We start from the raw sequence: 22,873 nt of genomic DNA, 5'->3' as shown, positions 1-22,873 counted from the left end.
AAGGACTTTATATGAATACTTGGTTACTATGCTCAGGTTTATTGGCACTAGCTACAGCTGCTGTGCACATTGTTGCGGGTCAGCGAGACCCTGTTAAGCCTTTTTTAAAATCAAATTTGGAAGACGTACCCAAAGCCACATTATTAGCCTGCTGGCATATGGTGTCTGTGATGCTGTTATGTGGTGCATGTACGTTGATCTTTATTGGTTGGAAAGGGGACGCGCAATATTATACTTTGACTTATTTAATCGGTGTAATTTACGTGCTTTTTACCGTTGTTTTTATCGTCGTAGGTACTTACTTTTTTAAATTTACCGCTTTAGTAAAATTGCCACAGTGGGTTTTATTATTACCCATTGGGTTGTTGGCTTTGCTAGGTAGCTAAATAAAGGTCCCGTTTAGTTGGTTCTGCTATGGCAGTGAGTGCTGCCATAAATACGTTTAGCAGTAGCGAGAGCGGCAAGTGCCTTCAGAGCAACATGCGGCTGTCCCACCAAAACACTGACCTGGTGCTGAGTTGCATCCCCCTGCAACCTTGGGTGTCTGCCCATGCGCAAGCATGTGATTGTTGTTGGTTAGGTTTTTCATGCGTTTTTTGTCGAGGGATAATTTCATCATTTTTCCTTTCGTTGAGTTTATCTGATAAATCTCATTAAATTTTATTTAAATTAATGTAAATTGTTTGATTTTAAAATTAGAGGTTATAAGTGAGGTTGGTAAAAAGCCAATGAAATATTGTCAAGTTTACCTGTCATCTAACGCCTGATGGTCGGTTTTTGCTTAATTGGCTTAAACGAGGTTTATTTTGGCTAAGGTGTTGTGAGAAAATAACAAAAGAATCTGTTATTCTCCCTTTTGAATATAAATTGAATCAAATTTAATTGGTTTAAGTCTAAAGGGAATTCTAAATCGCGTATGGGCTAAGATTTAATGCTTAGCCTGATAAGTGGTTTTGAAAATAAAAAAGGAAGGTTATGAGTTTTATCTCCGCAATGCTGCTAAGTGCAGTTTCATCTCAAGTTACACCTGCAAATAATCCTCAGATAGGTGATATTCATAAAGAAACTATTGTTAATGCGGTAGCAGTCAAAAGAGTTGAGCCAGTTTACCCGGTACAAGCTGCCAGAAAAGGGCAAGAAGGTTGGGTAGAATTAAGCTACGTGGTCAATGAAAATGGTGAAGTTGAATCTGTTCTTGTAGAGAATTCATCCGGTATTCGCTCATTTGAAAAAGCCGCGCTCAATGCCGTGAAACAGTGGAAGTTTGATCCTGCGACGCAAAATAACAAACCCGTTAAGCAATGTCAGAATCAAATACAAATGAACTTTCTTCTCAATAATGCCGAGGTTGGCGTATCTCGTCGCTTTTTGGGGCGATACAAAAAGCTAATTACAAAGATAGAAAACAACGAGTTAGAAGGGGTGCCTGAAAAGCTAGAAGAGTTAAGGGCTATTAATCTAGGCAACTTTACGGAAAACAGTCATTTTTGGACTGCCGAAGCAAGGTATTACTATAAAACAGGTGAGAAAGAAAAAGAGCTAGAGGCGCTTAACAAAGTTGCTTACCGAGGCAAAGAGTACCTTAATAGAGATATGTATGTTGCTTCTGTGGCGCGCGCAACGATATTAAACTTAGAGAAAAACAAGTTAAAACATGCAATGCTAATGTTTGATAAGCTCTCACAAACCAAAGGTGGTGAATCGCACACAAAACAACTTTTTCCGTATATAGATAAAGTTGAAGCGTTTATTGCAGATGAAAGCAAACAGATCTGGGTACAAGGAGAAATCTCCGAGAGGTCGATTTGGCAACATGATTTAGCGAGAAGCGCTTTTACTATCGCTAATGTTCAAGGTAATTTAACCTCTCTAGAAGTCAGGTGCGCAAATCAATATTCTGTTTATGATGTTAAACAGGGCCTTCAGTGGAATATTCCACAAAGCTGGCAACGTTGCCGAGTCTATGTTCATGGTAGTAAAGGCGCCACATTTAATTTGGTAGAAACAAGTTCGACAGAGCAGACACCATCAACTGGAAAAGCCTGATTTCAATAGTTTGCCTGCCTAACGAGGGCAGGCACATGCATATTATGTCTTATCTTAAAATCAATGTTAGCCCACCATTTTTGCCTCACAAATTCTAAAACAGCAATCTAGGACACTTTTTGCATTTCATAATTGGAGATACTTCGGCTCTAGCAGTATTTAGGAGTCAAATATGTCCACTTTCAACGCGATTTCACAGTGGTCAATTGTGAAATTAAGCCCTTTCAAAATAGCCGTTACTTGGTCGATGGTGATGATTGAGAATATTCTTCTTATTCTTCTACCGCTTTTTATTGGATACGCGATTGATGGGGTACTAGCCAAAGACACAGCTCCGTTATTTTGGTTTGCTGTTAGTCTTTTCGGTTTGGTTGTTGTGAGTGTACTACGCAGATTTTACGACACGCGTGTATACGGTGATATTCGGGTCAGACTCGCTGAAAAGGTGGCGCATAATTTAAGAGCGGCTGATGTGTCAGCCAAAAGCGCGCGCTTGACTATGTCTAGGGAGTTAGTGGATTTTCTAGAAAACGATCTTCCGGCATTAATGACCGCGGCCATTCAACTCGTATCAATCATAATTATACTCGCCACGTTTCATTCGTATTTTGCACTGAGTGTACTGATCGCGAGCAGCGGTATGTTGGTCGTGTATGCTTGTTGCCACAACACTTTCAAACGCCTCAATAGCAAATTAAATGACCAAACGGAGCAACAAGTTAAAGTGCTCAGTGGTAAACCCTTTGCGGCTATCAGTGCGCACTTAGAAAAGCTGAAAAAGCATGAGATTGCGCTATCAGACACTGAAGCCTTGGTATACGGCTTTATTTTTTCACTGTTATTTTTATCTGTGTTGAGCAACTTATGGTTGGTAAATGTACTGCCAAATCCAAGCACTGGTGAAGTGTTTTCAATTTTAACTTACTCCCTAGAATTTGTGGACACCGCAATCATGTTGCCAGTTACTCTGCAAATTTTATCGCGATTGAGCGAAATCACGCAGCGCCTAAATCGTGATGAAGAAACACACCTAACTAAGGAAAGCAGCTATGAAGTATAAAAATATTTTGGCCATTGGATTAGGACTATTTGCGGTCTTTGTTGCTCTGGTTGTTGTTGATGAGCTTGCTGTTGCTGAGCCTGTGACACAATCTAAACTCGCTCCAAAACAGCCTGTATCTGTTGTTGTTGTGAGTCCACAGCCGCATACCCCTAGCTTGACTCTGCTGGGTAATACGCGTGCGAGGCACGTAACGCAGCTCAGAGTTTCGAGTAATGGACAACTTGCTTGGTTAGATACATCGTTAGAGCCAGGCACCTTGGTGTCAGAGGGGGCGCCTTTAGCCAAACTTGATATGACTCACCTTGCTTCTGAGTTAGCCCAAGCTCAAAGCCGTGTGCGTCATGCAGAATTAGCCCTTGAGCAGCAACTACATGAGCAAGCTGTGGCACTGCGAATGTTGTCTGAAAATAATCAAAGTAGCTATGCAAAGCGTGAGCCCCAAGTCGCGGCAGCAGAGTCTGATCTAACGCAAGCGAGATTAGCGTTGCAAAGTACCAATAAGCTTGTTCAAGAAGCGCACATTACAGCACCATTTAATGCCGTAGTTTTGTCTAGAACAGTTAGCCCTAGTGATTGGCTCAGTGCAGGAGAAGCATTATTTGAGGTTGCCAGCAGCGCCAGTATAGATGTGGAGATGCCTATATCGGACCCCATTTGGGGTAAGCTATTACCCCAGCTACAGGCGAACGCTGTGACAATAGATGTAATAGATAGATCGGGAAAACATTGGCCTGCGCAGGTGAGATTTATTGATCCAAAAGTCGATCTAACTACTCGTCAGCGACAAGTCGTTTTGAAGGTGGCCAACCCTTATCAAGAGCTTGTTTCGCTTATGCCAAACCAACCAGTTCAAGTGAGTATCCGAATGCTCTCAGAACCTTTGTCATTTCAAGTTCCTCATAGCGCTATGACACGAGACGGATTTATTTGGACTATCAATGAAGAAAACTCTTTGCAGAAAGAGGCTGTAGAAGTGCTATCCAAAAATGATGAGTTTACTTATGTGCGATTTGCTAATTTACCAGATAAGGCGAGAAAAGTGGTCGAATACCCGCTGCTGTCAATGTTGGTAGGCACTGAGGTCTCACCTGAGATTTCATCCGAGATTTCATCCGAGATTTCATCCGAGATTTCATCCGAGATTTCATCCGAGATTTCACCTAAATCAAATTCTGTAAGATTAGTAAGTAGGGAAGAAAGCCAATGAGCTGGTTAACTAAGTGGTTTATCGACAACACAGTTGCTGCCAATTTGCTGATGTTTGCCATTATTATCAGTGGAGTGTTGGCGTTAGGGCAATTGAGAGTCGAGTCATTTCCACAAATTGCGCCTTCAAGTATTTCAGTGACTGTGCCATACCCAGGTGGCACGGCAAAACAAATCGATGAAGGGATCACCCAGCGGGTTGAAGAATCTATCAGCGGAATTGCTGGGATCAAACAAGTCGTGAGTCAATCTTCCGCAGGACTATCAACCGTAACTATACGCAAAACCAGTGATGCTGACATTGATGCGTTACTTAATAGCGTTCGCAATCGGGTGAATAGTATTGTTGGATTTCCAGAGCTGGCGGAGCGTCCACTTGTTGCTAAAGATGAATTCACCAATTTAGCTGCATTTGTTGTTGTTTCTGCCCCGAGAGTCGACAGCAGCTTACAGCCAATTGCCAGACAAGTAGAGATTGCCTTGAAAAAACATGCTGATATTTCACGTGTTGATAATTGGGGTAGCCGCAGTCCGCAATTGGTGATAGAGCCCAACCCTGTAAAGCTGGCACAGCTTGGTATGACCTTGGAAGAGTTTGCATCTGCAATTGAGCAGTTCTCGCATGAAACTCGAAGCGGTGAACTTACCAGCGAAAGTGGCCGGTTTGTATTAAAAGGGGATGGTTATGCTGATAGTGTCGCTAAATTGCTGGAAATTCCTGTGGTAGTAAAAGCGGCAGGTAAAGTGCGTGTTGGCGATATTGCACAGGTATATCGTGACTATGAGCAAAGTGGTTCAATTGTGCGTAACAATGGGCAAAATGCAATTGCGCTGCTAGTTAGTACGAGTCGCAAGGATAACCTGCTGCATGTCAGTGAGGCTATCAATGATACATTAGCACAGTTGCGCGAACAGCTGCCCAGTGATGTGAAGATCAGCACTATGGCTGATATGGCGCCTTACATCGAAGAGCAGTTATTTAGATTGGGAGATAATGCTTGGCAGGGTCTATTAATCGTCATTGTATTACTTGGGCTATTTCTAGATGTTAGGTTAGCATTTTGGGTTTCTGCAGGTATCCCTGTCGCATTATTTGGCACCCTAGGCGCATTACAACTAACTGATCACAGTATTAATGACATTACTTTATTTGGCTTTATTTTGGTGTTGGGTATTTTAGTTGATGATGCGGTTGTCGTTGGAGAGGCAATTCATGAAAAGCGGGGGCAATCTAAAAATGGTCGTATAGCTGCTTTTCACGGCGTTCAATCAGTCTCGGTGGCTACAATTTTCGGCGCACTTACAACGATTGCCGCTTTTTCTCCTATGCTCTGGATCAATAACGAATTGGCAAAATTGTTAGCTGGGTTTTCAATGGTAGTGATAATCGCTTTGCTATTTTCGTTAGTTGAAAGCAAGTTCATTTTGCCGGCTCACTTAGCGCCACTGAAGCACAACAAAACAGCCAATCGAAACTTGGTAAATATGATCCAAGGCTATGCTCAATCTATGCTTGAAGCGTTTAAAGGCCGAGTTTATCAGCCTACCTTGATGCTTGCACTTAAGTACAAAGCGGCTAGCCTATTGTTATTTATTGCTTTTATAACACTTGCTTATGGAATGTGGTCAAATGGGGCGATCCGCAGTGCCGTCTTTCCTGAGATCCCTGGACGTTACATAACGGCAAAAGTCTCAATGCAAGACGGTGCACCTTTGCCGCTACAAGGTAAAGCACTCACTCAGCTAGAAAGTGCAGCAACTAAGGTAGGAGAAACGTTGCGTGTGGAATATAACCTTGAGGCCCCACCTATTGTTAATTTACTCGCGTGGTCAGATGGCTATGGAGATATAGAGGTAACAGCTGAACTTACCAGCGAATCGTTAAGTGCTTTACCAAGTTATTTACTAACAGATAGTTGGCGTAAACAAACTGGGGCAATTGAAGGAGCATATTCAGTGCAGTTTTCGGCCTCAGATGCGCCAGCAGGTGGCACATATGTATCTATCTCGGCATCGGAAAAGGCCATTGCTAAACGCATAAGTGAACAGTTTTCCGCTCTCTTATCCTCACAGGCTGGTGTATCGGATATTTATGATGACGCTGATGGAGGCCAAATACAAATTCGCATCGAGCTTAATGAATACGGTCAGCAGCTAGGCGTAACTCAATTTCAAATTGGTAAGTTGGCTGGTGAGGCTTTTGGACAAAGAGAATTACATCGTCTGCTTGATCAAGGGCAAGAAACCAAAGTATTGGTTCGCTACGCTAAAAAAGATAGACAAAACATTGAACAGCTAAAAGCAAGCTTAGTAACAATGCCTTCTGGTCAAAGTGTGCGATTGGAAGATATCGCGACATTCAGTTTTGAGCAAGTGCCAGAGGCTATTTACAGGCGAGATAGGACTGAAGTTGTAAATGTCTATTGGAAGCAAAATAGACACATTCAATCGCCAGAAGAGGTCATGGTGAAGTTGCAAGCTGATATCGCTAAGCTTGAACAGACCTACCCTGGTCTCAAAATTAAAGCGGGTGGTGAGTTTGAAGAAATAGCTGAAGTCTCCAAAGGGTTTAAATCGGCTATGTTGATGACGCTGGTACTGATCTACATTTTACTGGCAATTCCACTCAAATCATATTGGCAACCACTTATCATTATGGCCGTCATTCCATTTGGGTTTGCTGGTGCCATCTTTGGCCACTACATAATGGACTTACCAATCAGTTTATTGTCCATGTTTGGCATGATGGCGATGACCGGTATTGTGATAAACGACTCGCTTGTGTTGATCACACGCTTTAATCACTTTTACCGAAGTGGTATGGGATTAAATGACTCTTTGATTAAGGCAGGGACAAGCCGTTTTAGAGCGATATTCTTAACCACAGTTACGACGGTTTGCGGCTTACTTCCATTGTTATTTGAGCAAGCCGAACAAGCGCAATATCTAAAACCTGCAGCAGTTGCACTTGTTTTTGGGGAGCTATTTGCAACCTTAGTGACATTGGTATTGATTCCAATTTTGTTAGGTCTATTTTGCCGTAAACTGCCCAAGCAGGAAGCGTCGTTATTATTGTCGGAGCATGCTTAACTACAATTACTTACATACGGTTAGTTGATTTTAAAGGTATAGCGCGCGATAGTTGTGGCATTCGTCACAACTATCTTGCCTATGTCTGAAAAAAATCCCACGCCATTTGTACTGGTACCAGAGTATGCACTCTTAGCCCCTTTACCAGAGCACTTGCTAACACGTTTTGCAACTGCGCTTAAACTTATGCATCAAGATTTGGCGTCAGGGCTTTGCTGGGAGCAAATTGCGACGCAAAGTGCCATATCACCTTTTCATTTCCATCGTCAGTTTTCTGAGCTGTTCAATGAAACACCGGGGCAATACTTGAGTCGCGTGCGGCTGCAATATGCAGTGCATTATATTTTTGCTGAGCAAGACTATAAAATAATAGATATCGCGCATGAATGTGGATTTTCATCTTCACAAGCCCTTGGTAAAGCGCTGAAGAAAGCGCTGGGTTTGACCGCAAAAGAAATTCGCGCAATGGGAGTTTCAGGTACACCACGGCAAACTAGTGAGCTAATGACTAAGCTTGCGCACCCGAGTGAAACAGAGTCGCTAGAGAACAAACTTGCACAAAACCTCCCATGTGAACTTGTTTGGTATCCACAAAGAGGGATGAAGTTGCTACCTAATACAAGTCAAGACTGGGACATCGTTTTTGATACTTTTGGCGAAAAGTCGACCCGTATTATGGGGATGACTCCAGTTAATCAATTGGAAAATAGCTGGAAGGATATTCAAACTTACATGGGAGATTGGCAGGTTACGTCGTCCGAGTACACCAAGCTACTGGCCGAAGGACATTACTTTTGTTGTGACGTGTATTTGGTATCCGATACCGCCTATGCTGTGGCACTGGAACAGTTATTCAAGCTAATTGAGACAGAAGGCTATCAACTAGATGACAGCGGCTACTTGGTGGAAATTGTTCGAGACATCGAAATGACAGACACAGGTGGTGTTACTTTTTCATTTCAAGTCCCTGTGATTGTGTAAAATGCTATTTGGCTTGACGAGCAAAGTATTGCTCTAAAAACTGAATACACTGTATTACAGCCTCTGGCACGAAATGCCTAGCTGGATATAGCGCATATAGGGTCAGTTGCGGTTTCTTACATGTTTCTAATACCTCAACTACTTGCTCACTTTTAAGGGCTTTTTCACATACAAATTCAGGTAAAAAGCCAATGCCATGGCCAGCTTTGATAACTTCTAGCATAAATGGTGTGCTATTTACCTTTAGCGAACCACTGATGGTGATACCATCTTCTATCGGCCAACTATTTTTGTTTTTAAAATAAGTGTATTCAAAACAGTTATGTGCATGGAGGTCTTTGGCTTTGGTGATAGTTGGGTGGTTGTTAATGTAGTCTGGTGACGCACATATCCGGTAGCTAAATTGTGTAAGGGGCCGGCCAACATAATTTGAATCCAGCAACTTACTTGATGCTCGAAATCCAAGATCAAAACCGTGCTCCACTAAGTCGATATCTTCATCACTAAGGTGGATATCGAGTTGAATGTCGGGAAACATGGACATGAAATCATTGAAGACGTCGGTCAACATACAAAGTCCCAGGGCCATAGGTAAATTGATCTTAAGTTTGCCTTGTGGCTTTTGGCGCAATTGTTGAACTTGCATATCAGCTAACTCTAGCTGGGATAAGATGTTTTGTGCTTTGTGTAAATATACTTTGCCGGCTTCTGTCAATTGCAAAGCGCGTGTAGTGCGATGCAACAGCCTCACTCCTAAACTCTCTTCAAGCTTAGTTATCTCTTTACTAATCATTGATTTAGAGGTTTGCCTTAATTCTGCAACGCGTGTAAAGCTACCTTGCTCGGCTAAACTAATAAACACTTCGATTGCGCGTAACTTGTCCATGTATCTCTCCTAATGACTGTTTCCTTCAGGGAAACAACAGGTTCGTATTGTGACTATATATTACACATTCAGCTTTTTCTACACTGCTTCTGTAAATGAATGAGGCGCTTAAGTGCCTGAACTTTAATACTTGTAGATGTTAGGAGAGAGTGATGTATACCCTTTATTTGATTCCTGGGGCTTGTTCTTTGGCAGTGCAGATTATGCTAAGAGAGCTCGGCCAAGAGTTCACTTTAGTGAATCAGCAACAGGCCGAAAACTTCGCAATGATTAACCCTTCCAATATGGTTCCGACTTTGGTTAAAGATGAAATTGTTTTGACAGAAGGGGCCGCGATTATGTTGCACTTATTGCGTACCCATAGCAGTCAGCTTTGGCCCGTAGATACCAAACAACAGCAACAAATTATTGAAGATTTAATGTTTGCCAATGCCACTATTCACCCTGCATATGGAAGGTTGTTTTTCGCCAAGCAAATCATCATGGATGACAGTGAGCGTCAAATATTTATGAATGAGGCGGCTAAATGTATTAATAAACTATGGCAGGTAGTGAGCTTACGATTGCAACAGCGAGAGGGTCACGGACCATTTTTGGGCGGGTTGCAACCCAACGTTGCTGATATATTGTTGGCCGTATATGCCCGTTGGGGTGCTTATTTTTATGTTGATATTAGTATTCCTGACAATGTTCATGTCATGCTAGAAAGAGTGATGAGTAGAGAGTCCTTTAAAGCAGCACTAGATGCTGAACAAGCTTTGCTTTAATGATTGGAGGAGCTCATGCATAGCAAAAATCTAAGTGATATTGAAGCGATAAAATCACTTGTCCATAGTTATTGTGAAGGGCTGCACAACGCTGATGTAAATATCCTTCAGTCTATTTTTAGTGATGATGTTGTATTAAAAGCACCTGATATAAGACGAACTTTAAAAGAGTGGCTGTTACTTGTCGAGAAACGACCAGTGCCAAGTGAGCTGGGATTGCCTTTCTCTTATCAAATTCTTGCTGTCGATATTGTTGGTGAGCAGGCAATGGTTAAGCTTGTTTGTCCATTATTCGAACATGTTTACATTGATTATTTAGGGCTCTTAAAGGAGCGTGGTCAGTGGATAATCGTCAATAAAATGTATGCAGATATTATTTAGAAAGGAACATCTATGCCTTATATAAATATTAAAGTGACAGACGAAGGTGTAACGGCAGAGCAAAAAAAAGCTTTGATCCGAGGTACGACTGAACTGATGGTCAAAGTACTAAATAAAACACCGAATACAACCTTTGTTGTGATCGATGAAGTGAATACCGACAATTGGGGAATAGGCTACGAACAAGTTACTGAGATTAGAGGGAAATAACACTTTAAGTTTTCATGAAAAGTACTTGTAATTAAGTAGAGTAATTAATAGTTAACGCGGTGAGAATATCAGTTCTTCACCGTTTTTTATTGTTATTATTTTTAGTGTAAGCAGCCATTTAAGTGTTCAAATGACAGTGTTTATCGTTTATATTTTTCAATATAGTGAATTATCTAAGTAGTTAAAATGAGACAAGAACTAAGAGAAAAAATAATCCAGGTATGCGAACGAAAAATCGATAAAAAAGATGATAACGTAGGCGTATCATTTTATGCGTTTTTTGCCAACAAAAATGACGATCCTGAATTATTAATGGAAGCGGCTACGTGGTGGATACAAACACATCAGCTTGACCATTTTGAAAAGGCAAAAAAAATAAAAGAAATGGTATTAAACGGTCTTTAAATAGTTCTGCCTGATAGCGCATGAAGTAATAACAAACGTGAGCTGTAAATGATACAACCAAACATTGAAACCCAGAGATTGCTCTTAAGGCCTTTTTGCCAAAATGATGCTGCGAGAGTAACGGAATTAGCCGGTGAGAAAATCATCGCAGACATGACTGCCAGTGTGCCTCACCCATACGAATCTTATATGGCGACAGACTGGATCAGTACACATAAAAGTCAGTATGAACAGCAAACCGCAGTGGTGTACGCAGTAACGCTTAAGGGAGATGATCGTATTATAGGCGCTGTGAGCTTTCCTCAGCTTGAAAATGGGGAAGGCACAATAGGCTATTGGTTAGGAGTACCTTTTTGGGGCAAGGGTATCGCATATGAAGCCGCAAAAGGGTTGATTGCACATTGCAAACTGCATTTGGGGTTAAAAACAGTTTGCGCTGTTCACTTGACAGAAAACGTGCGCTCCCAGTCGGTAATTGAAAAACTCGGCATCCCGTTTGTAGAGAATGAGATACATATGGTAAGGGGAGTTGGGTGCCCTGTACGGGTTTACAAAGGTAGTGTTTAAAATCCAGCCACTTTTGGCTCTATTCTCTTCTCCAATGGATTTAATTTGAGGTTATTTGCAATTAACCCAAGACTAATGGCGCGAAAAATAAGATAATCGCACAGTTAAGATAATTTTGCTGCTGGGTTGTATCAAACTAGGCTTTGAAGTGACCGAGCAGCTGCGCACAACTGTGGAAGAGTTCAATGGAAATTAAAGTTAATTTTCTCGACAATCTGAGACTTGAAGCCAAGTTTGATGATTTTAGTGTTATTGCTGACCAGCCAATCCGTTATAAAGGAGATGGTTCGGCGCCTAGCCCCTTTGATTATTTCTTAGCCTCATCTGCACTTTGTGCGGCATACTTTGTAAAGGTTTACTGTGTTTCTCGTGAGATCCCGACGGACGGGATCCGGATTTCTCAAAATAACATCGTTGATCCAGAAAACCGATACAATCAAATTTTTAAAATTCAAGTAGAACTACCTGAAAGTATTTCAGAGAAAGACCGCAAAGGGATTTTACGCTCTATTGATCGCTGTACAGTAAAAAAGGTTATTCAGACCGGTCCTGACTTCCAAATTGAAGACGTCGAAAGTTTGGATGATGATGCGCAAGCCATGCTGATGGTTAAACCAGAGCAAGATGCTAATACATTCATCTTGGGTAAAGACCTTCCTCTTGAGCAAACAATTGCAAACATGACTGGTATTCTTGCCGATCTTGGTATGAAAATCGAAGTCGCATCTTGGCGCAACATTGTTCCTAATGTTTGGTCACTGCATATCCGTGATGCTGCATCACAAATGTGTTTTACCAACGGTAAAGGTGCTACAAAAGAGAGCGCACTTTGCTCAGCATTGGGTGAGTTTATTGAGCGTTTGAACTGTAACTTCTTTTATAACGATCAGTTCTTTGGGGAAGAAGTCGCAAACAGCGATTTTGTTCATTATCCAAATGAAAAGTGGTTCCAGCCAGGTCCAAATGACGAGCTACCAAGCGAGATCTTAGACGAGCATACTTTAGCGGTGTATGACGCAGAAGGTGAACTGAAAGGGTCTAACCTTATCGACACTAACTCAGGTAATGTCGAGCGTGGTATTTGCTCAATTCCTTATACACGTCACTCTGACGGTGAAACAGTATACTTCCCGTCAAACCTAATTGAAAACTTGTTCCTAAGTAATGGGATGAGTGCGGGTAATAACCTTGCTGAAGCTAAAGTTCAGTGTCTGTCTGAAATCTTTGAACGTGCAGTGAAAAAGCAAATCATCGAACAAGAAATTGTACTGCCAGATGTACCTGAAGAAGTTTTGGCGAAATATCCGAGTATTGTTGATGGTATCAAAGCACTTGAAGAGCAGGGCTTTCCTGTTGTTGTCAAAGATGCATCTCTTGGTGGGCAATTTCCAGTGATGTGTGTGACACTAATGAACCCCAAAACAGGTGGCGTATTTGCATCATTTGGTGCGCATCCGAGCTTGGAAGTGGCGCTAGAGCGCAGTCTGACTGAGCTGCTTCAAGGCAGAAGCTTTGAAGGTTTGAACGACGTCCCTCGTCCTACATTTAACAGCATGGCTGTTTCTGAACCTGAAAATTTTGTTGAGCATTTTATTGATTCAACAGGTGTGATTTCATGGCGCTTCTTTAGTGCAAAGAAAGATTATGACTTTGTTGAGTGGGATTTCTCTGGTACCAATGAAGAAGAATGCGACCAGCTGTTCGGGATCTTAAAAGACTTAGGTAAAGAAGCCTATATCGCCGAGTTTACTGACTTGGGCATTGCATGCCGCATCTTGGTACCGGGTTACTCGGAGGTTTATCCTGCTGAAGATCTAATTTGGGATAACACCAACAAAGCATTGCAATACCGCGAAGATATTTTGAACTTGCACCGTTTAAGTGATGATGCGCTTGCTGATTTAGTAAATCGTCTTGAGGAAAGCCAGTTAGATAATTACACGGATATCATTACTTTAATTGGCATTGAATTTGACGAAAATACGGTTTGGGGCCAGTTGACGATCCTTGAGCTGAAACTTCTTATCTATCTTGCATTAGGCGATTTGGAAGAAACCATGGACCTTGTTGAGTCCTTCCTTCAGTACAATGATAACACTGTTGAGCGTGGTATCTTCTATCAAGCTATGCACACAGTGCTTGAGATTGCACTTGACGAAGAGTTAGAGATTGAAGATTACATTTATAACCTGACAAGAATGTTTGGTCAGGACGTAATGGACAATGTAATTGGCTCAATAAATGGTGATGTACGTTTCTACGGTTTGACAGAAACGAGCACTAAACTGGAAGGTTTAGATAAGCATCTGAAATTGATTGAAAGTTACAAAAAACTACACAAGGCACGTGCAGCGATTGCCGCAAAATAGTTTGAACCAGTAATTGGAAACAAAAAGCCCGAAATATGACATTCGGGCTTTTTTACGTTTACTATCTAGGACTGGCAACTTAGTCCCTTACGCGTTATATGGCCGTGCATTACATGCCGCCAGCGTCGCCACCACCTGAATCTCCACCAAAGCTTTGGCTAATATCACTGTCGCCGTCATGCTTGTGTTTATCTACGCTGGGGTTTACTAAATAAGCGCCGCCATCGTTAGACTGTGCCTTCGTGTTGGGCGCAGCAGTAGATGATTTTGCTGCTATATAAAGCTGTCTAAACATACTAAAAATAAAGACAGCAATCAGAATTGGACAGATGATCCCCTCAACCATCGATGGTGATTGGAGGTCCGTAAAGTACCAAGCTACAGCTAATCCCAAAATATTACTAATCCAAAACATAACAACTCCTTGTGTTGGTTAATTGTGGTATTTACGCTCAACTACCACGTACATTATTTAGCTAGATTGTTGTGTCTGGGTAAATTAACGCTAACAGGATTATTAGCTGAAGGCAAATTATGGTAAAAAGGGCATATTGCTTTATTTGGCTTTTTTATCATCGAAAGTGGTGTTGCTTTGAAGAGATTTAGTATTTAAAACACGCGTGTGCAGTTTAAAATTTGAGCGTCATTTTATGACAAACGAACTCCACTTATAAACTTACTTTTTTACACCAATGGCGACTAATACTATGAATATAATATTGATTAATGTATAAAAATATCAAGAAAAATAAAAAGGAGTTTTAACTTGATAAAGCCAAAGCGATTGAGAGCGGGAGACAATATAGCGGTATTGTCTCCTTCAACCGGTTTACCTTCCGTGTTTCCACATATCTTTGATAGTGGTATTCGCAACTTAACAGCGCTTGGTCTCAATGTTGTGGAGTATCCAACAGCACGCATGGACATAGCAGATGTATTCAACAATCCACAAATGAGAGCTGATGATATCAACCGTGCTTTTTCGGATAACAATATACACGGTATTATTGCATCAATTGGCGGAAACGACTCAGCCAGAATTCTAAAGTACTTAGACCCAGATATTATTAAAGCGAACCCCAAGTTTTTTATGGGGTTTTCGGATTTTACTGCGGTCTCTGTATTTGTAAATCAACTGGGCTTAGTCACCTTTAATGGCCCCTCTATTATGGCTGGATTTTCTCAATTCCATAGTTTTTCGAGTAAGTATCAAGATTATGTAAAGTCGTTTCTATTTAACGAATATTCAAGTCGAACCTTCCCGGTATTTAGTCATTATAGCGATGGCTACCCTGACTGGTTTGAGACAAGTAACGAAGGCAAGCTTCATCCTCAAAAAAGTAACGGTGGACCAAGGTTTATACAGTCACCTAGTTTAGGTCATGGTTGCGTATCAGGTCAGTTATTTGGTGGATGTATTGAGGTGCTGGAAATGCTTAAAGGCACACAATATTGGCCGAGGGCAAATTTTTGGCAAGGTAAAATACTGTTTTTTGAAACGTCAGAAGAAAAGCCTTCAATTGACTATGTAAAATACTGGTTGAGAAATTACGGCGTGATGGGCGTTTTTGAGCAAGTTTCAGGGATCCTATTTGGTCGAGCGAGAGATTATAGCGATGAAGAAAAAGCACAGCTCGATGAAGTAATTGTGTCGGTAGTAGCAGGGGAATTTGGTTGCAACGAACTTACATTGGTAAGTAATTTAGACTTTGGTCATACAGACCCTCAAATCATCCTGCCGCAAGGTATTATGACTGAAATCAATAGTGATACTAAGCAGGTTAGATTATTAGAATCTCCTTTTGAACTAGGTCAGTGATGCTATTAACTAGTAGCACATTCGAAACGCTAAATTGAGGGGCAAGATAAAATGGATGCAGCGGATTATTGTCTACAACATATTTTAGTGATCCCTCAGGCTTTAGGCGCACTGTCTGACGTCGACAAAGTTGTTGGCTCTGACGGTTCAGCGATTTACTACAAAGATTTGCAACAAGATTTGGTTGATGTTGAGTTTTACACTAATCAACTTTGCTTGGTCTTTGTGGAAGGTGGAGCAGAAACTCTGACCACGTGGCAAAATGACCAAATTGCATTAAACGAGGGGCAAGGCGTTTTACTGTGCCAAGGGCAAAACCTACATTCTGACTTTGTAAAGTGTACGCATAACCTAAAGGCTTGGTTGGTATTCATTAATAAACAGGTAATTGAACGGTTTTTGTTATCTGTAGATTGTTGTTTGTCTCTATCAAAGCAGGAAAATATGGGGGCTTTAACGATAGAGCACGAAACAGTAACAGCCTTTTTTAAACAATTAGGGCTATACATTGAACATGAAGTCTGTATTAAAGGCATGCTGGAATGCAAGCTTCTTGAACTTTTGCATATTTTAAACGCCATCTATGGAAAGGATTTGCGAGCTTTGCTCCAGAGCTCTGAGTTGGCATTACCTGCAAAGCGTAATATGCGCCGACTATTAGAAAATGAGCGAATATTAAAATTGTCAGTAACGGATCTAGCCAAACTATCTGGGCGTAGTATTTCTGGCTTTCAGCGCGAGTTTAAACAAGCATTCCAACAAACCCCAAAACAATGGTTGATTAATAAGCGCATGCAATATGCTAAAAAGCTCATTACTCGGGGAGATATGTGTATAACGACCGTGGCGTTGGAGGTTGGTTACAGTAATGTATCTCACTTTATTAAGGCCTATAAAAATACATTTGGAGAAACGCCAAAACAACAGGCTTTAAAAGGATGAACGAAAAACAGTACTTTTGCAGGTTGAGGGCAGTTTATGTCGCGTGTCTCAGTAAACTGGTATTGCACTGAATGATAAGGAGGCATTATGTCCGTTAAAGTACAAATAGTCTGTAGTTTGAAGCCCGAGAATAGCGAGGCGCTGACACGTTTTTTACATCATAATTTACCTAATGTACGAAAATTTTATGGGTGTAACAGAGTTGGGATCTTATTTGATGAAGCCCGTTCTCAAATGCTAATCGATGAGGACTGGCAAAGTAAGGTGGATCATAAAAACTATATGTTACATATTGAAAATAATGGTGTGTTAGGAGAACTTGTATCACATCTGACCAAGCCACCCACAGTAAGTTATTACTATAAAAGTGATTTATAGTTTAATTGCGCATATTATTGATATATGCGCAATTTCATAAAGCGACTTATACCACTTAACTAAATCAATAAAATCGGCTACATTACGGGGCCATGGAAAATAAAAAAATATCAAAATACTTAAGCTTGATCCTTAGGCATCAGCCTGAATTAATAAACCTTGAACTAGACCCGCAAGGCTGGGCAAACATCAGCGAACTTATCTCAAAGACTAATAAATTCACACTGACTTCAGAGTTAATCGCTGGGATTGTCCAAAGTAATGATAAACAACGCTTTGCTATTAGCGAAGATGGTAAAAAGATCAGAGCAAACCAAGGCCATTCAATTCAAGTCGACTTAGGCTTAGTACCATCGAATCCACCGAAAAGTTTGTACCACGGTACAGCTACTCGATTTTTAGATTCAATTAAATCAAAAGGTTTACTCAAAGGAGACCGCCACCATGTTCATTTAACTGAGTCAGCAGAAACTGCACGCACCGTTGGCAGTCGCTATGGCAGCGCCGTAATTCTGACCATAGATTCTGAACTGATGCATCAACAAGGCGCACAATTTTATAAAACTAAAAATGATGTCTGGCTGGTGGAGCATGTGCCCGCAGACAAAATTGTGAACGATAAAAATTGATATAAAGGTGCTATTTTGAAAGGACCCAATCCAAATAACAAGTCGCCCCTTGAAGGGTTTCCTCAAGTGGGTTATCTGAAAAATTTTATTACACGCGAGAACATCATCGTAGGTGACTATACCTATTATGATGATCCCCAAGGTCCAGAAAACTTTGAAAAAAATGTGCTGTATCACTTTGATTTTATTGGTGATAAATTAAAAATAGGAAAGTTTTGCGCCATTGCAACAGGCGTAAAGTTCATCATGAATGGCGCGAATCATCAAATGTCTGGGTTTTCTACTTATCCGTTTTACATATTTGGCAATGGGTGGGAGAAAGCGATGCCCCAGGAAGGGGAGCTGCCATACAAAGGAGACACCGAGATTGGACATGATGTGTGGGTTGGGTATGAATCCACAATTATGGCGGGTGTTAAGATTGGTACTGGGGCGATAATTGCAAGTAAATCTGTCGTCACTCAAGATGTACCGCCATACAGTATTGTTGGTGGGAACCCCGCAAAAGTAATCAGAATGCGCTTTGAGCAACCTGTGATCAATGCACTTTTAGAGATCGCTTGGTGGGATTGGCCAGTGGAAAAAATAACGACTCACCTAGACGTGATAGTTGGTGGCGATTTGGAGAAGTTACAAGAGGTAAACCATGACTGAAGTAAATACGACGCGTGAATCAATGACTAAAGAATCAAAGAGCTATAAAGCTAATGTCATTCTTTTACTTGTTTCTTTGGTTTTTTCAGCGGCTACTTTTATTTTATATGCAATTGATAAGAGCAATTTCGATCATGTACTGAGCTTTGTTAAATTGGGATACATGTTCTTTTTTGTTGCGCTTTATGCATACTTGGTTAGGCAATGGGTAAAGAGCCCAGAATCTTTGGTGAAGGGCTTGCTATGGCTAAGTTTATTTCAAATTGCGACGATGAAATTAGGCGAGTGGAATTTGGGTTTAAATCCATTTTCTGTGATTGGTGTGAGTCTCGATCTTGGTTCTGTTTCAATTACCATTAATGTAATTGCAATTGCGATACTGGGCTTTACATGGCGATATAAGCAACGGCTTAAGTTGATCAAGATATAGTTGAGCGTATTTAACCCATTGATTAGTAGAAGGAGTTAGTAATGGCAATCCATGGCAATGTGTCGTTGAGACCAGTTTCTCAGCTTAACTATGAAGCCATATGTGACCTAGATGTCAGCAAGGAACAGCAGGATTTTGTGGCGTGTAATATGTGGTCGCTGGTGGAATCACATTACAATTCACATTATCAAACTCGCGGGATTTATTTGGATGATGAGCCGGTTGGTTTTTTTATGTGGGTTCCAGAGAATAAAAATATGGTTTCTATTTGGCGCTTCATGGTGGATGAAAAGTTTCAAAAGAAAGGAATAGGGCGCCGAGCCATAATCCTAGCTATCGAGGAAATTAAGCGCAATGCAGACCTAGAATTTATTGAAATTTGTTATGATCCTAAAAATGCAGCCGCTAAGTCATTTTATGCCAGTCTTGGCTTTGTTGAGTATGGCTTTGATGAAGAAGAAGGAGAAATACTTGCAAAGTTAGCCTTTTAGCTGATTTTTTCTTTTAGGTAGGCTTTTGCTGGGAAAGCAACTTCTTTCAGTGTTAGTTGTTGTTTTCCCTAAATTAAATACATACTTGCTCAGGTGTGAGTCTAAGTTGATGAATAAATTATCATTTTTTAATTTTTCAGGCATAGGCTAAGTATTACATACTTTGTTACATCATAACATTTAACTCAATTTCTTGTAGCATGAGCGATTATTTACACACCTTTATCATATGTTAGGTTAATGTTTCCCGCTGGGATGAATGAAAATAATAACCTTTGGTGTGAAAATGAAAACTCTCCTAAAAACAGCGTTAGCTGTATCTATTGCTCTAGTGACTTCTAATGCATTAGCAAACGAGTCAGATGAGAAATCAATTTTTAACAGTCAAACTTTTGAAGCGATGAAGCTGCGCAACATTGGTCCTGCTTACATGTCAGGTCGTATTGCGGATATTGAAGTAGACCAAAACAACCCATCAACATGGTACACCGCAGTTGGTTCAGGTGGTGTGTGGAAAACGGTTAATGCTGGTACTACTTGGACACCCATCTTTGATAAACAAGCCGTGTACTCGACAGGCGATGTGACAATTGACCCAAGCAATTCAAACATCATTTGGGTAGGGACCGGAGAAAACAATGGTGGCCGCCACATCAGTTTTGGTGATGGTGTCTATAAATCCGTAGATGGTGGTAAGACATGGAAAAATATGGGGCTAAAAGAGTCAGAACGTATTTCTGATATTAAGGTCCATCCAACCGACTCGAATACCGTTTGGGTTTCAGCCCAAGGCCCTTTGTGGAGTAGTGGAGGAGAGCGTGGATTATATAAAACCACAGATGGTGGTGAGACTTGGAAGCAAGTGCTTAAACCTGAGGATGAGTGGACAGGTGTTACCTCGTTATTAATTGATCCTCGTAACCCGAAAAAGTTATATGCGGCGACCTGGTCTCGCCAAAGAACTGTAGCAACATACGTTGGCACAGGTCCGGGAGCAGGGATCCATACCTCTGATGATGGCGGAGAAACTTGGACGGAGCTAAAAACAGGATTGCCAAAAGGTAATATGGGTAAAATTGGTATGGCAATCTCACCAATTAATCCAGATATTGTTTATGCCACAATTGAAACTGATAACCGTAAAGGCGGGTTTTATCGCTCAGACAATCGCGGTGCCAGTTGGACAAGAATGTCTGATGAAGTAGGCGGTGGAACTGGCCCGCATTACTACCAAGAAATCTTTGCAGATCAACACCAGCTTGACCGTGTCTATATTGCGAGTAACTACAGCAAAGTGTCTGACGATGGCGGTAAAACGTGGACGCCAATCAACACCAAGCGCAAGCACGTAGATGATCATGCCTTTGCTTTCCACCCAACAGATCCTGATTTTGTGTTAATTGGCTCTGATGGTGGCATATATATGTCTCATGACCGCATGGCCAATTGGCGTTTTATGGCAAACTTACCATTAACGCAGTTCTACAAGGTTGCTCCAGATGATGCAGAACCGTTCTATACGGTGTATGCCGGCGCACAAGATAATTCAACACAAGGCGGTCCGTCGCGAACTCGACGTGCAGAAGGGATCAAAAATAAAGATTGGTTCCTGACATTAGGAGGAGACGGCCATCAACCTGCGGTTGAACCAGGTAACCCTAACATCATGTATTCACAGTGGCAGCAAGGTAACTTGACGCGTCATGACCTTAAAACCCGAGAAGGTGTATACATTAAGCCACAACCTCGTCCTGGAGAGCCTGCTGAGCGTTTTAACTGGGATGCGCCAATCAATGTATCTTCTCATGATCCGAAACGCTTGTACTTTGCCTCGCAACGTGTTTGGCGTTCGGATGACAGGGGCGATAGCTGGAAGCCAATCTCCAATGATTTAACCAAAAATGAAAATCGTATGCACATGCCGGTGATGGGAAGAACTTGGTCGGTTGAAGCTGGTTGGGATATCTATGCAATGTCTGAATATCATACCATTGCAAACTTCACTGAAAGCCCTGTGGACGACAAAATTTTGTGGGCGGGTACGGATGATGGATTGATCCAAGTGACCAAAGATGGTGGTAAGAACTGGAAAAAAATTGACTTAAATAGCATTGAAGGTGTTCCAGCAATGGCTTATGTCAATGATATCCGTGCTGACTTGTTTGACCCTAATACGGTTTATGTTGCACTGGATAACCACAAGTATGGTGATTTTAAGCCTTATCTAATCAAATCTTCTGATCTAGGTAAGACTTGGCAATCACTCGCTGATGATTTGCCAGAAAAACACTTGGTGTGGCGTATCGTTCAAGACCATGTAAATAAAAACCTCATGTTTATTGGTACAGAGTTCGGTATTTTCTTCACCGTTGATGGTGGTAAAAAGTGGACTGAACTCAATGGTGGTATCCCTACAATTTCTACGCGTGATGTTAAAATTCAGCGCAGAGAAAACGATTTAGTTGCAGGCACTTTTGGTCGTGGTATTTACATACTTGACGACTACGCTCCACTGCGAGCGCTAACTGAAAAGTCTATGGAGCAAGAGGCGATGTTGATTGCGCCTAGTCGTCCGGTTAAGTGGTTTAGCCTAGACGGTAACCACACGGATACAGATGGTGATGATCGTTATGCAGCGAAAAATCCTGAGCATGGTGCGACTTTGACTTACTTCTTAAAAGACAGCTTATTGACTGCAAAAGAGCAACGTCAAAAAGCTGAGAAAGACATGGTTAAAGATAAAGATTACCCACAATACCCAGCGTGGGAGGAAATCGAAAAAGAAAACCAAGAGCCAAAACCAGCTGTATACCTTGAGATCCGTGATAAGGACGGCGAGTTTGTAAATCGTGTGGCGGGTAAAACTACCAAAGGTCTTCACCGTGTAACATGGGATATGACCTATGCGACAGGTAAAGCGGTAACGGGGGTTGAATCTTCAGGTTGGAACCCATTTGGCACTGGCTTATTGGCTATCCCAGGTACTTATAGCGCAACGTTATACAAGCGTGTAGGCGGTACAGTATCACAACTTGCTGAACCGGTAGAGTTTGAGTTGAAGCCTATCACTGGTGGTTCATTGCAAGCCGCGTCCGCTAAAAAAGTGCTCGAGTTTGGTAAGAAAATAGCAAACGCACAAAGACGAGCTAGCGCAGTAAACGCAGTGATTGGTGAGTTAAATAAGTCAATGAAGACACTACGTACAGCTATAGACCGTACTCCGGGTGACATTGCGGCTCTGGAAGCGAACTACGCGAATATTCAAGCTGAGATCAATGCAATTAATATTGAACTTAATGGCCTTAAGTCGCGTGACCGTATGGGAACTAAGCCTGCAAACATCTCTAGTCGATTGTTCTATGCAATGACTGCTGCTTGGTCTACCTACGGCCCAACACAGCAGCATAAAGATCAGTTTGACTATGCTAGTAAACGTCTAGATAGTGTAAGCAAACGCGTCAAGTCTCTACAACAAAGCGACATCCCACAACTTCAGCAATCAGTTATTGATGCTGGTGGCCCGTGGACAGTTGGCGCACCGTTGATGACGAAGTAGTAG

At 41.5% G+C, this 22,873-nt stretch carries 23 protein-coding genes; 20 read left to right on the top strand and 3 right to left on the bottom strand.

Features of this window, described 5'->3' with window-relative positions; translation table 11 throughout:
- The first annotated feature begins 11 nt into the window (after nt 1–11).
- A complete protein-coding gene (locus tag N475_RS03010) occupies nt 12–386 on the top strand; it encodes a hypothetical protein (protein ID WP_063364675.1) in 375 nt (124 codons plus the stop codon).
- Nucleotides 387–442: 56 nt separating this feature from the next.
- Here N475_RS03010 and N475_RS25330 read toward each other — a convergent pair whose 3' ends face one another.
- On the bottom strand, nt 443–619 hold the full coding sequence (locus N475_RS25330) for a hypothetical protein (RefSeq protein WP_155730986.1): 177 nt from the start codon (nt 617–619) through the stop codon (nt 443–445).
- Nucleotides 620–975: 356 nt separating this feature from the next.
- Between N475_RS25330 and N475_RS03005 the strand changes: the two genes are divergently transcribed.
- The 5 genes from N475_RS03005 (at nt 976) to N475_RS02985 (ending at nt 8,386) form a co-directional block, all read left to right on the top strand.
- Nucleotides 976–2,046 (top strand): energy transducer TonB, encoded by a 1,071-nt coding sequence (locus tag N475_RS03005; RefSeq protein ID WP_063364674.1) that lies wholly within the window; start codon nt 976–978, stop codon nt 2,044–2,046.
- A 172-nt stretch (nt 2,047–2,218) separates the two neighbouring features.
- Entirely contained in the window at nt 2,219–3,106 is an 888-nt protein-coding gene (locus tag N475_RS03000) for an ABC transporter six-transmembrane domain-containing protein (protein ID WP_063364673.1), read from the top strand.
- Nucleotides 3,096–4,316 (top strand): efflux RND transporter periplasmic adaptor subunit, encoded by a 1,221-nt coding sequence (locus N475_RS02995; protein ID WP_063359086.1) that lies wholly within the window; start codon nt 3,096–3,098, stop codon nt 4,314–4,316. Before N475_RS03000 ends, N475_RS02995 begins: the two co-directional genes overlap by 11 nt.
- Nucleotides 4,313–7,405, top strand: a complete 3,093-nt coding sequence (locus N475_RS02990; RefSeq protein ID WP_063364672.1) for an efflux RND transporter permease subunit — start codon at nt 4,313–4,315, stop codon at nt 7,403–7,405. Before N475_RS02995 ends, N475_RS02990 begins: the two co-directional genes overlap by 4 nt.
- 81 nt (nt 7,406–7,486) lie before the next feature.
- Nucleotides 7,487–8,386: a helix-turn-helix transcriptional regulator gene (locus tag N475_RS02985; RefSeq protein ID WP_063364677.1), complete on the top strand. Its 900-nt coding sequence runs from the start codon at nt 7,487–7,489 to the stop codon at nt 8,384–8,386.
- 4 nt (nt 8,387–8,390) lie between these two features.
- On the opposite strand, the gene N475_RS02980 is transcribed toward N475_RS02985, so the two are convergent.
- Complete coding sequence (locus tag N475_RS02980; RefSeq protein ID WP_063364671.1) at nt 8,391–9,272, bottom strand: LysR family transcriptional regulator; 882 nt, start codon at nt 9,270–9,272, stop codon at nt 8,391–8,393.
- Nucleotides 9,273–9,424: 152 nt separating this feature from the next.
- Here N475_RS02980 and N475_RS02975 point away from each other — a divergent pair, with 152 nt between their 5' ends.
- The 6 genes from N475_RS02975 (at nt 9,425) to N475_RS02950 (ending at nt 13,971) form a co-directional block, all read left to right on the top strand.
- Complete coding sequence (locus N475_RS02975; protein WP_063359082.1) at nt 9,425–10,039, top strand: glutathione S-transferase family protein; 615 nt, start codon at nt 9,425–9,427, stop codon at nt 10,037–10,039.
- Between the two features lie 15 nt (nt 10,040–10,054).
- Entirely contained in the window at nt 10,055–10,420 is a 366-nt protein-coding gene (locus N475_RS02970) for a nuclear transport factor 2 family protein (protein ID WP_063359081.1), read from the top strand.
- Nucleotides 10,421–10,432: 12 nt separating this feature from the next.
- Nucleotides 10,433–10,630 carry a tautomerase family protein gene (locus N475_RS02965; protein WP_063359080.1) on the top strand — a complete coding sequence of 66 codons (198 nt, stop codon included), beginning with the start codon at nt 10,433–10,435 and terminating at the stop codon, nt 10,628–10,630.
- Between the two features lie 186 nt (nt 10,631–10,816).
- Nucleotides 10,817–11,035 (top strand): DUF6500 family protein, encoded by a 219-nt coding sequence (locus N475_RS02960; protein WP_063359079.1) that lies wholly within the window; start codon nt 10,817–10,819, stop codon nt 11,033–11,035.
- Nucleotides 11,036–11,083: 48 nt separating this feature from the next.
- Nucleotides 11,084–11,602, top strand: coding sequence for a GNAT family N-acetyltransferase (locus N475_RS02955; RefSeq protein WP_063359078.1), 519 nt, complete (start codon nt 11,084–11,086; stop codon nt 11,600–11,602).
- Between the two features lie 185 nt (nt 11,603–11,787).
- Entirely contained in the window at nt 11,788–13,971 is a 2,184-nt protein-coding gene (locus tag N475_RS02950) for an OsmC domain/YcaO domain-containing protein (RefSeq protein ID WP_063364670.1), read from the top strand.
- A gap of 109 nt (nt 13,972–14,080) precedes the next feature.
- Here N475_RS02950 and N475_RS02945 read toward each other — a convergent pair whose 3' ends face one another.
- Nucleotides 14,081–14,386 (bottom strand): hypothetical protein, encoded by a 306-nt coding sequence (locus tag N475_RS02945; protein WP_063364669.1) that lies wholly within the window; start codon nt 14,384–14,386, stop codon nt 14,081–14,083.
- A gap of 351 nt (nt 14,387–14,737) precedes the next feature.
- Here N475_RS02945 and N475_RS02940 point away from each other — a divergent pair, with 351 nt between their 5' ends.
- From N475_RS02940 to N475_RS02905, 8 genes are all read left to right on the top strand, one after another.
- On the top strand, nt 14,738–15,790 hold the full coding sequence (locus tag N475_RS02940) for a S66 family peptidase (protein ID WP_063359075.1): 1,053 nt from the start codon (nt 14,738–14,740) through the stop codon (nt 15,788–15,790).
- A gap of 51 nt (nt 15,791–15,841) precedes the next feature.
- Complete coding sequence (locus N475_RS02935; RefSeq protein WP_063359074.1) at nt 15,842–16,732, top strand: helix-turn-helix domain-containing protein; 891 nt, start codon at nt 15,842–15,844, stop codon at nt 16,730–16,732.
- 87 nt (nt 16,733–16,819) lie between these two features.
- A complete protein-coding gene (locus N475_RS02930) occupies nt 16,820–17,110 on the top strand; it encodes a hypothetical protein (protein WP_063359073.1) in 291 nt (96 codons plus the stop codon).
- A gap of 92 nt (nt 17,111–17,202) precedes the next feature.
- The gene (locus N475_RS02925) at nt 17,203–17,739 is read left to right on the top strand and encodes an RNA 2'-phosphotransferase (RefSeq protein ID WP_063364668.1); all 537 of its coding nucleotides are present in this window, start codon (nt 17,203–17,205) and stop codon (nt 17,737–17,739) included.
- Nucleotides 17,740–17,754: 15 nt separating this feature from the next.
- Nucleotides 17,755–18,393, top strand: a complete 639-nt coding sequence (locus N475_RS02920; protein WP_063359071.1) for a Vat family streptogramin A O-acetyltransferase — start codon at nt 17,755–17,757, stop codon at nt 18,391–18,393.
- On the top strand, nt 18,386–18,823 hold the full coding sequence (locus N475_RS02915; RefSeq protein WP_063364667.1) for a hypothetical protein: 438 nt from the start codon (nt 18,386–18,388) through the stop codon (nt 18,821–18,823). Before N475_RS02920 ends, N475_RS02915 begins: the two co-directional genes overlap by 8 nt.
- A 41-nt stretch (nt 18,824–18,864) precedes the next feature.
- Entirely contained in the window at nt 18,865–19,314 is a 450-nt protein-coding gene (locus N475_RS02910) for a GNAT family N-acetyltransferase (protein ID WP_063364666.1), read from the top strand.
- A gap of 286 nt (nt 19,315–19,600) precedes the next feature.
- Nucleotides 19,601–22,870 (top strand): VPS10 domain-containing protein, encoded by a 3,270-nt coding sequence (locus N475_RS02905; RefSeq protein ID WP_063364665.1) that lies wholly within the window; start codon nt 19,601–19,603, stop codon nt 22,868–22,870.
- Nucleotides 22,871–22,873 lie beyond the last annotated feature (3 nt).

The sequence above is a fragment of the Pseudoalteromonas luteoviolacea DSM 6061 genome (assembly GCF_001625655.1).
Classification (GTDB): domain Bacteria; phylum Pseudomonadota; class Gammaproteobacteria; order Enterobacterales; family Alteromonadaceae; genus Pseudoalteromonas; species Pseudoalteromonas luteoviolacea.
This window is presented reverse-complemented; position numbering and strand designations above follow the sequence as displayed.